Source organism: Sphingomonas sp. Leaf357 (assembly GCF_001423845.1).
GTDB lineage: Bacteria > Pseudomonadota > Alphaproteobacteria > Sphingomonadales > Sphingomonadaceae > Sphingomonas.
In genome coordinates this window covers 285552-298081 of sequence record NZ_LMPM01000002.1, presented here as the reverse complement: position 1 = coordinate 298081, position 12530 = coordinate 285552, and the positions used below count along the sequence as shown (strand labels likewise).

Sequence of the window (12530 nt, the reverse complement as noted above, 5' to 3'; positions counted from 1 at the left end):
GACTCCGGGGAACCAGCCATGACGACCGTAACCGACCTCTCGATCGCCTATGACGACGGCGATATCGACACCAACCGCACGACCAACCCGCATCTGAACGATCTGATCGCGGTACGCTATTCGCGCCGCCAGACGCTGTTCGGCGGGATATCGGCGGCGGCGACCGCGGTGTTCGGCGGGGCCTTGGTATCGGCGTGCGGATCGGACGAAGTCGATCCGGCACCGACGGTGTCCGCGGGGTCGGCCGTCACGACCAGCGCGGGCCGACTGGTCACGCTCGTGGCGACGGTGTCGGGCACGACGACCAACGCGGTGTGGACGCAGGTCAGCGGTCCTGCCGTCACGCTGGCGGTGGTCGACAAGACGACCGTCACCTTCACCGCCCCGGCCGTCACGGCCTCCACGCCGTTGGTGTTCCGCTTCACGGCGGTCGGCACCGGCGGGGCAGGGGCCAATTCCGACACGACCGTCACGGTGACGCCGGCGGTGCTGGGCTTCACCGCCGTGGCCAAGAACCGGGACGACATCGTCACGGTGCCCGCCGGCTACAGCGTCACCGTCTTGTACCGGCTCGGCGATCCGATGCTGTCGGGCGTCGGCACCTATGCCAATGACGGCAGCGACACGACCTTCTCGAGGCGGGCGGGCGATCATCATGACGGCATGACGTATTTCGGCCTATCCGCGACCGGCACTGCGCCGGATCCCGCCAGCAGCACGCGCGGCTTGCTGGTGATGAACCACGAGAACATCACGCAGGTCTATCTCCATCCCGCCGGCCCTACCACGGTCGGGGGTGCGCGTCCGGAAGCCGAAGCGCTCAAGGAAATGGAGTGCCACGGCGTGTCGGTGATCGAGGTCAACCGTGCGACGACCTGGAGCTATGCGCCCACCGGTGCGCTGAACCGCCGCATCACGCCGTTGACGCCGATGGCCTTTAGCGGCCCGGCCAAGGGCGCGACGCAGCTCAAGACGCGCTATTCGCCGGACGGCTCCGCAGGACGTGGCACGATCAACAATTGCGCCAACGGCACGATGCCGTGGAACACCTATCTGACCAACGAGGAAAATTGGGCGGGCTATTTCCGTCGCAACACCGGTGACGCGGCCGTGCGCACCGCCGCCGGGGGTGCCAAGGAAAACACCTCGCTCACCCGCTACGGCATTCCGGAGGCGCGGACCGGCAATTATGGCTGGTCGACCGTTACCCCAGCCGACACGTCCAGCACGATCTACGCGCGCTGGAACGCCACCGCCAATGCCGCCACCGCCGCAGATGGCACCGGCGATTTCCGTCACGAACCGTTCCAGTTCGGCTGGGTGGTCGAGATCGATCCGTTCGATGCCGCCTCCACGCCGCGCAAGCGCACCGCGCTCGGCCGCATGAACCATGAAGGCTGCGTCATCGGCCGCACCATCGCCGGGGTGAAGCCCGCTTTCTACATGGGCGACGATGCGCAGAACGAATATGTCTACAAATTCGTCTCGAATGCGGCGTGGTCCGCTGCCGACGCGACCGCGAGCAATCGCCTGGCGATCGGCGACAAATATCTCGATGCGGGCACGCTCTATGTCGCCAAGCTCAATTCGGACGGCTCGGGCCAGTGGCTGCCGTTGGTGTTCGGTACCGGGCCGCTGACCTCGGCCAACACGACCTACCCTTTCGCCGATCAGGCCGATGTGCTGATCAACACGCGCCTGGCCGCCGATGCGCTCGGCGCGACGCGGATGGATCGCCCCGAATGGACCGCGGTCAACCCCGCGACCGGCGAGATGTACCTCACGCTGACCAACAACAGCTCGCGCACCGTCGCCAACACCGACTGGGCCAATCCGCGCGCCTATGTCGACCAGCGCAACGCCGCGACCAATCCGACCGTCACCGCCGCGACGGTCAGCGGCAATCCCAACGGCCATGTGATCCGGCTGCGCGAAACCGGCGACACGTCCGAGGCGCTGAGCTTTGCCTGGGACATCTATGCGTTCGGCGCTGGTGCCGATCTCGATCCCGTCAACATCAACCTGTCGGGGCTGGACGCGACCAACGATTTCTCCTCGCCCGACGGCCTGTGGTTCGGCCTGCCCAGCAACGTCACCGGCAATGCGACTCCGCTGATGTGGATCCAGACCGATGACGGCGCCTATACCGACGTGACCAACTGCATGATGCTCGCGGCGATCCCGGGTGTGGTCGGCGATGGCGGGGTGAAGACGATCACCAACACGATCGGCACGACCAGCGGCACCCAGAGCACGCGCGTCGGCAAGGCTCCGGGCACCGCGCTCCGACGTTTCCTGGTCGGGCCGCGGGAGTGCGAGATCACCGGCATCTTCTCGACGCCGGACGGCAAATCGGTGTTCGTCAACATCCAGCATCCGGGCGAGAATGGCACCGTCGCCGCGATCAGCAGCAGCTGGCCCGCCAGCCAGACCGGAGCGCCGGCCAGCCCGGTGCGCCCGCGATCCGCGACGATCGTCATCACCAGGACGGACGGCGGCATCGTCGGGCTTTGACCCTCGGGGAGAGGGCGGCCGAGAACCGGATGGGCAAAGGGCCGGGAGGGATCCCGGCCCTTTCGACATGAGCGGTCGCCGCTGCCGTCGACGTCCTAGATTACCGTTCTCTTTCCCGTCCATCCCTCGCGGCGATGCCTGACAACGGCGCAAGCTCTGCGGCGGTTTCGGCATCGCCCCATGATCGAACCGAGCTATTCGGTTGATACCCCGAACTGCGCATTGCGCTCGCACGATATTTCTCACAGACAAAAATGTCGTTTTCATACAAATCCCAATCGGGACGTGAAGGCAGACGGCCGGGGGCGGCTGGGATCCGGCACGATGTCGTGACGGCGAAGGGGGTGGCGTGGGGACCAAGGGATCGAAGACGATCGGCGGAGCGCGTGGCGGATCGGACGCGCCGCATGCGATCGCCGAAGATTGGATCGCCGGCGGCACCAACATGCCGGGCATCGCGTCCGAGGTCTTCGCGATGCCGCCAGGCCTGACGATCCGCTACGATCAGCCGGCGGCCGATCTGGCCGATTATATCACGGGTTATCACGTCTATACCGCGCACGGACCGCATGCCGCGGGGCAGGTGGACTGGTTCCTGCCCGGCACGGCCAATGTCCGCATCGCGCTCGACGCGGCACCCTTTTCGGTCGCGATCGGCAAAAACGTGTTCGACCCGGTGCCCGACGTCAGCTTGTTCGGCCCGACCAGCCAGGCGCTCCGCGCGACCACGAATGGCGGGGTGCTGATCGGGTTCGGGATCAGCGCGCTGGGCTGGAGCCGGTTGTTTCCGGGCAATGCGGCCGATGTGCGCGATCGGGTCTTGCCGTTGGAACAGGCGATGACGGGGGATTTCCCCGCTCGATTGCTGGCCGCGCTCTATGCCTGCGAGCGCGAGGACATGGTCGCGCCGACACTGGACCGCCTGCTCCGCGCCGAACTCGGGCCGACCTGTCCCGACGAGCCCCTGATCCGCCGCCTTATGGCGCTCATCACGCGCGACGGCCCGGTCGAGATCCCGGCGGCGGCGGCGGAACTCGGCATCGAGCAGCATTCGATGCGCCGGCTGTCGATCCGCCATTTCGGCTTTCCGCCCAAGCTGCTGCTGCGCCGCGCGCGGTTCCTGCGGTCGTTCCTGCGCATCAGCGCGTCGCGCGATGCCGCGGATTATTCGTTGCTCGACGGCAGCTATTTCGATGTGTCGCATTTCCTTCGCGATGCGAATGCGTTTCTCGGCATGACGCCGCGGCGCTTCGTCAGCCTCAACACACCATTCCTCGACGCCAGCCTTCGCGCGCGCCACGCCGTGCTGGGCACCGCCACCCAGGCGCTGCACGATCCCAACGCCGTACCGAACGCCATTTGACCATAAAAAAAGGGCCGGGATTGCTCCCGGCCCCCTTCGTGTCGATCGGACCCGGCTTAAGCGGCTGCGACTTCCGCCACGTCCACCTTGATGCCCGCGCCCATGGTCGAGCTCACGGCGACCTTGCGGACGTACTTGCCCTTGGCGCCCGACGGCTTGGCCTTGACGACCGCATCCACCAGCGCGTCGAAATTCGCCCGCAGGTCTTCTGCCGGGAAGCTCGCCTTGCCGATGCCGCTGTGGATGATACCGGCCTTCTCGACGCGATATTCGATCTGGCCGCCCTTGGCTGCCTTCACGGCTTCACCGACGTTCATCGTCACGGTACCGAGCTTCGGGTTCGGCATCATGCCCTTCGGGCCGAGGATCTTGCCGAGGCGACCGACGACGCCCATCATGTCCGGGGTCGCGATGCAGCGATCGAAATCGATCGTACCGCCCTGGACGAGCTCCATCAGGTCTTCCGCACCGACCACGTCGGCACCGGCCTCACGGGCTTCGTCGGCCTTCGCGCCCTTGGCGAACACGCCTACGCGGACGGTTTTGCCGGTGCCTTTGGGGAGGGTGACGACGCCGCGGACCATCTGGTCGGCGTGGCGGGGGTCGACGCCGAGGTTCAGCGCGACTTCGATCGTCTCGTCGAACTTCGAGGTGGCCCCGGCTTTCGCCAAAGCGATCGCTTCGTCGATGTTATGGAGCTTTTCGCGATCGATCGTGATCGCCTTCTGCTTCTTGCTCACGAATGCCATGATCTCAGCCCTCCACCACTTCGAGGCCCATCGCGCGGGCGGAACCTTCGATGATGCGGGTCGCCGCCTCGAGATCGTTGGCGTTCAGATCCTTCATCTTCGCGGTGGCGATATCGGCCAGCTGCGAGCGCTTGATCTTCGCGGCGACCACCTTGCCCGGCTCCTTGGAGCCCGACTTCAGGTTCGCGGCCTTCTTGATCAGATACGAGGCCGGCGGCGTCTTCGTCTCGAACGAGAACGAGCGGTCGGCATAGACGGTGATCACGGTCGGCAGCGGCGTGCCGACTTCCTGATCGCCGGTCGAGGCGTTGAACGCCTTGCAGAATTCCATGATGTTCACGCCGCGCTGGCCCAAAGCGGGGCCGATCGGCGGGGAGGGGTTGGCCTTGCCTGCAGGCACCTGCAGCTTGATATAGCCGGTAATCTTTTTAGCCATGTCACTCTCTATGTTGGCCCGGCACCCGGAAGCGCCACGGCCGGTTCAAGTCTAGCGGTACAAGCGGACGCCCGAAAACGTCCTCCCGCAGGGATTTCCACAGCGATAGCGTTGGAAGCGCCGCGCGTTAGCGGAAGCGGGGGGAAGTTGCAATGTTGGATTTTGCCGGCAAGGTTCTGGGCCTCTCGTTCGGACAGAGCATACCCATGGGAACGCGGAGTGACCTGGGGCTGACCGGGTAGGTCCCCATCGTCTCCGGTTAGGGGCGAAGAGGGTGTTGAAAATACCGTCTCGATCTTGTGGGATCGCTTTCGGTGGCGCTTGAGCGGCTCACGCGAACCTGTTCAGATAAATCATAAAAAAAACCGCGCCGCGCGGGGAAATGGAGTCATCCCCGTGCGGCGCGGTCTTCGGGGCGTTTAGAACGTGAAGCGCAGTCCTGCCCCGAAGCTGTTGGTGCGGATCTTGCCGATCGTGGTGCCGGACACCGCGTCGTAGGGCAGGGTGGCACCCTGGGCCTGGCGGTGGCGGTAATCGACGGTGATCCCGACATGCGGCGAGACCGCGATGTGGACGCCGGCGCCGAGCTGCCAGGCGAAGCGCGCCTTGCCGTCGCCTTCCAGTTCGAACCCGGCGATGCCGAGACCGCCGCCGGCATAGGGCGTGATGACGCTGCCGATCGGCAGATCGGCCCAGACGTTGGCGAGCGCCGACAGCTGGCGCACCTTGGGGCCGCCCGAGAAGGAGATCTTGTTGCCGCTCAGCGCGCAGCCGGCAATTTCCAGATAGTCGCACACGTCGGCGGCATCGGCTGCCGTCAGCGTGACGGCCGAGCCGTTGAGCCGATCCAGCGCGATCGCGGAGATGCGGTTGCGCGAATAGGCGATCTCGACATCGCTGCGGATCACGCCGAAATCGTAGCCGATCGTCGCGGCGAACTGGGCGGCGTTCTTGAGTTCCGCATGGCCGTCGACGCGATCCGTCGCGCCGGTGCCGCCGAAGGTGCCGCCGGCGTCGTAATAGGCGATGTCGGTATCCTGTACCGCCGCCAGGGCCCCCGACAGCCCGACATAGAAGCCCTTTTCGGCTTCCGCTTCCTGAGCGCCGGCCGAACCGGCCATGAACGCCGTGCCCAGAACGCCGGCGATGATGATGTAATGCTTCGATTTCACAGATAAGCTCCCCGCTGAATGCGAGGTCGCTTTAGAGGACGCGAAAATGCCCGCGCATCCCCCGGACGGGGGATAGGATCAGCGGTTCAGGCCGGCGACCAGGGCGACGAGCTCGGCTTCGCGCGCGCAGCCGGTCTTCTGATAGATCGCCTTGATCTGCGATTTGAGCGTGCCGGCGGAGACGCCGCGCAGCGCGGCGACGGCATCGCGGTCCAGTCCACCGACGAGCAGGCGGGTGACGGCGGCCTCGGCCGGGGACAGACCGAAATCCCGCGCGACGGCGGCGACCTCCCGCCCGAGTTCGGCCTGGGGATCGCGCAGGATGGCGATCACCTGCGGAGAAAAGCTCAACGCCCATTCGCGGCGGGCGAGCGCGAACAGCTCCAGCCGCCGCCCCCCGCCCAGCGCAACGCGGGCCGGATCGTTACCCGCCAGCACGGCGCGCAGCGCCTGCGCGATGCGCCGTGAGGTGGGGGGCGTGGCACCACCCAGCATGCCGTCGACGATGCGGATCGCCTGTGCTTCGGCAATGGCGCGTTCGGCGCCCGGGGTCATCGATCCGACGCGCCCGAAACCGTCGATCAGCAGGCAATCGGCGGCCATCGCCTCCAGCGTGCCGGTGACGAGATCCGCGCCCTGATGCTCGATCGCGCGCTGCAACCGCACCGCCGACCGGGCGGCCCGCGCGGCGCGGGCGAATTCGGTGCGCTGATCCTCGGTGGTGACGCCGTCGCGCGTGGTGCGCAGCAGCGCCAGTCCGATCATCACCTGATCCTCCGCGATCAGGGCGGTGTGGCAACCCAGCGGGATTTCCCGATCGTGGCAGAAATCGACATAGGTGTCGCTGGCCAGCCGGCCCCGTGCGCGGCGATAGTCCGCCTCGTGAACGACCGTGCCCGGCTGAAATTCCAGATCGGCGGCGATACGGAAGTTTATTCTGGGCGAGCCGCCGTCCATGCGCACGAAATCGGACAGCGCCTCGTCCGGGAAATCGGTGACCCAGTTGAACGGCACGGCGTTGGGGCCGCCGACGCCGATCAGCTGGCCGCGTGCCGACCCGGTGGCGCTCGCCATGTCCCGCAGGACCGGCAACCACCCCGAAGGATCGAGCGCGGCCTGTTGAAAGCGCGCGTCCCAATCGATGCTGTCCAGCTGCCCCATTCTTCGATTACCCCGCCCGGGGGATGGCAGGACGCCTCCGCCAGATCAAGATGGGATGCGCGAAGGCCTGCCCCGCCTTGCAATGTTGGATTTCGCCTGCAAGCTGCGGACGGGCCATGGCCCATCGACTCAACCGCACGCAGGCGCTGGAGAACACCGCCTTCCTGAAGGCCCTGCGCCGCACCGGCAATGCTCGGCTGGCGGCGCGGGAGGTGGGGGTGGCGTATGGCACGTTGCAGCATCGGCGCGGCGCGCATCCGGCGTTCGCGGCACGCTGGGCGACGGCGGTCGCGGTGGCGCAGGCCCGGCTGAGCGCCGCCGGGTGCCGCGCGGGGCGGGCCAGGCCGGAGGCGATGTCCGGGCTGGCGGCGCACCGCACGCGGGGTGGCGAGACGGTGGTGGTTCGCTTCAGGGACGGCAGGTGCCAGATCCGCGTCGCGCAGCCGGGCAAGCTGACCAAGGCGTGCGAGCAGGCGTTCCTCTCCGCGCTGTCGGCGACCGCGAACGTGCGGCTGTCGGCGGCGGCGGCGGGGGCGTCGCCGCGCGCCTTCTATCGCCGCCGCCAGCAGAGCCCGGCCTTCGCGCGCGAGATGCGGCTGGCCTTGGAGATGGGCTATGAACAGGTCGAGCTGGCGCTGATCGAGAGCTTCACCGCCGATTCCGGCGCGGACGATGCGTGGCGGCATAACGAGCCGCCGCCGATCCCGCCGATGACGCCCGAACAGGCGCTGCAACTGCTGTACCTGCATCAGAAGGAGGCGCGGCTGCAGGCCGAACCGGCGCACCTGAAGCGCCGCCGGGGCGAATCCAGCGAGGCGCGATCCTATCGCATGGGCGAGATGTACCGCGAGCGGCAGAGGCGCGACCTGGAGGCGTTCGAGATCGCCGAGGCGGCGCGGGCGCAGAAGGGCGCGCGATCTCCGCACGAACCGCCGCCGCCTTTGCTGCCCGCGCTGGATCAGGTGACGGGGTGGAGCAAGGCGGGCGGGCGGGCGCCGCATCATGCGGAGCGGGCGTTGTTCGGCGGGTGGCGATTGGGAAATCTGGATACGTCCAAAAAGCGGCGCTGATCCGCATTCCGGCGCGAAGACTTCAAGCAGAACCGTTCGTGCCGAGCCTGTCGAAGCATGTGTTCCACGATTTCCGGCTGCGCTCGGTACACGTCCTTCGACAAGCTCAGGACGAACGGAGATGGGTTCCAGCTCATGTCATCATCTACTAGCGTCGGCGGGCCGGGCATGGCTAAGATGCGGGCATAATCGGGAATGAGGGGTGCTGTCATGGATCGTCGCCAGTTGCTTGCCACCGGGGGCGTCGCCGCGCTTGCCGCCACGTTCGTGCCGGGCGGAGTGCTTGCGCAGGGGGCGGGCGGGGATGCCGCGCTGAATGCCGAGTTCGAGCGGATCTTCCAGGATGCGGTGGCGCGGTCGCCGGAGCTGGCGACATCGCTCGGCCTCGATAAGGGCGCGTTGGCGGCGTCGAAGGGCAAGCTGTCGCCGCGCACCGCGGCCAAGCGCGCGGCCGACGTCGCGCAGACAAAGGCGGCGCTGGCGCGGCTGGCCAAGGTGCCGACGGCGGGATTGTCGGCCGCGGCGCAGTTGAACCTGGAGGTGGTACAATATTCGCTGGGGACGCAGATCGCGTCCGCCGATCAGTTCGGGATCGACAGCCCGATCCGCCCGTATCGCATCTTCCAGCAGGGCGGCGCCTATTTCTCGACGCCGGATTTCCTGAACACGGCGCACACGATCGCCGTGAAGTCCGACGCCGATGCGTATCTGTCGCGGCTCGACCAGTTCGGCACCGTGCTCGATCAGGAAAGCGCGATGCAGGAGGCCGAGGCGGCGCGCGGCTATCTGGCACCGGGCTGGTCGCTCGACCTGACACTGGGGCAGATGCGCAAGCTGCGCGAGCAGCCGGCGGCGACGTCGAGCATCGTGCAGTCGCTGGTCAAGCGCGCGGCGGCCAAGGGGATCGCCGGCGACTGGCAGGGGCAGGCGGCGAAGATCGTCTCCGACACGGTGTATCCCGCGCTCGACCGGCAGATCGCGCTGATCGAGAAGCTGAAGCCGACGACGAAGCCGGGCGACGGCATCTGGCGCGTGCCGCAGGGAGATGCGGTGTATGCGATGGCGCTGGCGCAGGCGACGACCACGACGATGAGCCCCGACGAGGTGCACCGCATCGGGCTGGCGCAAGTGGCGGAGATCACCGCGCAGCTGGATACGATCCTGAAATCGCAGGGCTATGCGAGCGGCACGGTGGGCGAGCGGCTGGCGAAGCTGAACGTCGCGCCCGACCAGGTCTATGCCAACACCGCCGCCGGGCGGGCCGAGCTGATCGACGGGCTGAACGCCGGGGTGAAGGCGATGTACACGAAGCTGCCGCAGGTCTTCGCCACCGTGCCGACCCAGCCGCTGGAGATCCGCGCGGTGCCGGTGGAGATCCAGGACGGCGCGTCGAACGGCTATTACAACCGCGCCTCGCTGGATGGATCGCGGCCGGCGATCTATTTCGTGAACCTGAAGGATGTGGGCGACTGGCCGAAATATACCCTGCCGTCGCTGACCTACCACGAGGGTGTGCCCGGGCATCACCTGCAGATCAGCCTGGCGCAGGAATCGAAGGACATCCCAACCTTGCGCAAGATCGGCTTCTTCTCGGCCTATTCGGAAGGCTGGGCGCTGTATGCCGAGCAGCTGGCGGACGAGTTGAAGGCCTATGCGACTCCGCTGGAGCGAGCGGGGTATCTGCAATCGTTCCTGTTCCGCGCGACCCGGCTGGTGGTGGATACCGGGATCCACGCCAAGCGCTGGAGCCGCGAGAAGGCGACGGACTATATGGTCGCGACGACCGGCTTCGCGCGGCCGCGCACGCAGCGCGAGGTGGAGCGGTACTGCACGCAGGCCGGGCAGGCGTGCAGCTACAAGGTCGGCCACATGGCGTGGACGCGCGCGCGCAGGAAGGCGGAGGTGGCGCTGGGGGCGAAGTTCGACCTCAAGCAGTTCCACGAGATCCTGAAGGAAGGCGCGATGCCGCTGACGGTGCTGGAACGGCGGATCGACCAGCGGATCGCGGCGATGCGGGGGTAGGGTTCAGGGACGAGCGCCGTCATCCCGGACTCGATCCGGGATCCAACGTGCCGCGAGCGTGTGCTTCACGATGTACGGTATCGAAAGCCGCCTGTTAGATCCCGGATCGAGTCCGGGATGACGGGCTATTCATAGGTGCGCGCCGGGTAGTGGCGGCGATATCTGCTTGGCGGACGCGGGCGAAGCCCGCGTCTCTCGTCGGTCGGGTTCGCTGAAGCGACCCGCCGGCCGGTCGAGCGTCGTCTCGTGATTAGCCTTCGCTAATCTCGTGCGAACGCGAAGTTACCGCGAAGCGGTTATTTCGCTCGCTCGACCTGCTCGAACTCGAGCTCAACCGGCGTGGCGCGGCCGAAGATCGAGACCGATACCTTGACGCGGCTGCGGTCGAAATCGAGTTCCTCGACGATGCCGTTGAAGCTCGCGAACGGGCCGTCGAGCACCTTCACCGAATCGCCGATCTCGTAATCGACCTTCATCTTCTGCTTCGGCGCGGCGGCGGCTTCTTCCTTGCTGTTCAGCATGCGCGCGGCTTCGGCTTCGCTGATCGGCTGGGGCTTGCCCATGCTGCCGAGGAAGCCCGTCACCTTCGGCGTGTTCTTGACGAGGTGATAGACGTCGTCGTTCATGTTCAGCTTGGCGAGCACATAGCCCGGCATGAACTTGCGCTCGACCGCGATCTTCTTGCCGCGGCGCGCCTCGGTCACGGTTTCGGTCGGGACTTCGATCTGCTCGACCAGTTGTTCGAGGCCCATGCGGGTCGCCTCGGCCATGATCGAGTCGCGGACCTTGCCCTCGAAACCCGAATAGGCGTGAATGATGTACCAGCGCGACATGATCTCAACCCTTGGCAGCGAGCGACAGCAGCAGCGTGACCAGCGCGTGGAAGATCTTGTCCACGCCGAAGAAGAACACCGCGAGCAACGAAGTCATGATCATCACCATCACGCCGGTCATGATCGTTTCCTTGCGCGTCGGCCACACGACCTTCTTGGTCTCGGCCTGAACCTGGCGGATGAACTCGATCGGGGTCGTTTTCGCCACTGTGCTGTTAATCCGTTTCTAGAAATGTCCGGTGGGCGGGGCAGAGGCCGCCGCCCGGTTCTTGGTAGAACCGGCGCCGTCTCATCCTCGCTGTCGGATGGGCGCTGCATCTAGCGATTCGTGCACGCGATGGCAAGCTGGGGCGCGATGGCCTCAGGCGGCGCGTTCCAGGCGGGCTTCGATCACGGCGGCGAACTGGCTCGCGGGGATGGCCGGGGTGAGGCGGGCGTCGCGCTCGGGCGTGAACAGGGGCGAGGCCTTCACGCCCAGCTTGGCGAGGCGATACGTCAGCGCGGTCTTCACCACGCCGATGCCGTAGGTGCAGCTGCGGCGGAAGTTGATCGACGACGCCTCGGCGAAATAGCGCGTCGGGCAGGAAATCTCGCCCATCGCGAAATCGTGCCACGCGGCCTGGGCGATCATCTGGTTGTCGAACACGAAATCGTCCGAGCAGGCGAGCAGAGGCAGCTTTTCCAGCACGGTCCGGCTCCAGGCGCGGTAGCCGGTGTGATATTCGGACAGCTTCTGGCCCATGACGAGGTTCTGGAACGCGGTGAGCGCGCGGTTGCAGATATATTTGTAGAGCGGCATGCCGCCCTTGAGCGCGCCGGCCCCGAGGATGCGCGAGGCGAACACCGCGTCGTAATGGCCCGAGGCCACCATGCCGGCCATCGCGGTGACCAGACGGGGCGAATATTGATAATCCGGATGGAGCATCACGACGATGTCCGCACCGCGCGACAGGGCGGCGGAATAGCAGGACTTCTGGTTGCCGCCATAGCCGCGATTGGCCTTGTGCACGATGACGTGCAGGCCGAGTTCGTGGGCGATCGCGATCGTGTCGTCGCTGGACCCGTCGTCGGTGAGGATAATGTCGTCGATCGTATCGGCCGGAATCTCCGCGACCGTCTGGCGCAGCGTCTTGGCGGCATTGTATGCCGGCAGCACCACGGCGACTTTACGGCCATCGATCATCGTTTCGTCTCCACACAGCACGGCCTT

The 12530-nt window shown here is 66.6% G+C and carries 11 protein-coding genes; 4 read left to right on the top strand and 7 right to left on the bottom strand.

Annotated elements, in window-relative coordinates:
- Nucleotides 1-18 precede the first annotated feature (18 nt).
- The gene (locus tag ASG11_RS14460) at nt 19-2514 is read left to right on the top strand and encodes a PhoX family protein (protein WP_055781608.1); all 2496 of its coding nucleotides are present in this window, start codon (nt 19-21) and stop codon (nt 2512-2514) included.
- Nucleotides 2515-2863: 349 nt separating this feature from the next.
- Nucleotides 2864-3877 carry a hypothetical protein gene (locus ASG11_RS14455; RefSeq protein WP_055781606.1) on the top strand — a complete coding sequence of 338 codons (1014 nt, stop codon included), beginning with the start codon at nt 2864-2866 and terminating at the stop codon, nt 3875-3877.
- Between the two features lie 56 nt (nt 3878-3933).
- Here ASG11_RS14455 and rplA read toward each other — a convergent pair whose 3' ends face one another.
- The 4 genes from rplA to ASG11_RS14435 form a co-directional block, all read right to left on the bottom strand.
- Nucleotides 3934-4626 carry a 50S ribosomal protein L1 gene (gene rplA, locus ASG11_RS14450; protein WP_055781603.1) on the bottom strand — a complete coding sequence of 231 codons (693 nt, stop codon included), beginning with the start codon at nt 4624-4626 and terminating at the stop codon, nt 3934-3936.
- Between the two features lie 4 nt (nt 4627-4630).
- On the bottom strand, nt 4631-5062 hold the full coding sequence (gene rplK / locus ASG11_RS14445) for a 50S ribosomal protein L11 (RefSeq protein ID WP_055781600.1): 432 nt from the start codon (nt 5060-5062) through the stop codon (nt 4631-4633).
- Nucleotides 5063-5481: 419 nt separating this feature from the next.
- Nucleotides 5482-6234, bottom strand: a complete 753-nt coding sequence (locus tag ASG11_RS14440) for an outer membrane protein (RefSeq protein WP_055781597.1) — start codon at nt 6232-6234, stop codon at nt 5482-5484.
- A gap of 78 nt (nt 6235-6312) precedes the next feature.
- On the bottom strand, nt 6313-7395 hold the full coding sequence (locus ASG11_RS14435) for a helix-turn-helix transcriptional regulator (protein ID WP_055781595.1): 1083 nt from the start codon (nt 7393-7395) through the stop codon (nt 6313-6315).
- A gap of 116 nt (nt 7396-7511) precedes the next feature.
- On the opposite strand from ASG11_RS14435, the gene ASG11_RS14430 reads away from it, so the two are divergent.
- Together ASG11_RS14430 and ASG11_RS14425 are read left to right on the top strand one after the other, a co-directional pair.
- On the top strand, nt 7512-8465 hold the full coding sequence (locus ASG11_RS14430; RefSeq protein ID WP_055781592.1) for a hypothetical protein: 954 nt from the start codon (nt 7512-7514) through the stop codon (nt 8463-8465).
- Nucleotides 8466-8675: 210 nt separating this feature from the next.
- Complete coding sequence (locus ASG11_RS14425; RefSeq protein ID WP_055781589.1) at nt 8676-10487, top strand: DUF885 domain-containing protein; 1812 nt, start codon at nt 8676-8678, stop codon at nt 10485-10487.
- A gap of 296 nt (nt 10488-10783) precedes the next feature.
- Here the strand turns inward: ASG11_RS14425 and nusG are convergent, their stop codons facing one another.
- The 3 genes from nusG to ASG11_RS14410 form a co-directional block, all read right to left on the bottom strand.
- On the bottom strand, nt 10784-11320 hold the full coding sequence (gene nusG, locus ASG11_RS14420) for a transcription termination/antitermination protein NusG (RefSeq protein ID WP_055781586.1): 537 nt from the start codon (nt 11318-11320) through the stop codon (nt 10784-10786).
- Nucleotides 11321-11324: 4 nt separating this feature from the next.
- Nucleotides 11325-11528, bottom strand: a complete 204-nt coding sequence (secE, locus tag ASG11_RS14415; protein WP_055781584.1) for a preprotein translocase subunit SecE — start codon at nt 11526-11528, stop codon at nt 11325-11327.
- Nucleotides 11529-11681: 153 nt separating this feature from the next.
- Nucleotides 11682-12503, bottom strand: coding sequence for a glycosyltransferase family 2 protein (locus ASG11_RS14410; protein ID WP_082472910.1), 822 nt, complete (start codon nt 12501-12503; stop codon nt 11682-11684).
- Nucleotides 12504-12530 lie beyond the last annotated feature (27 nt).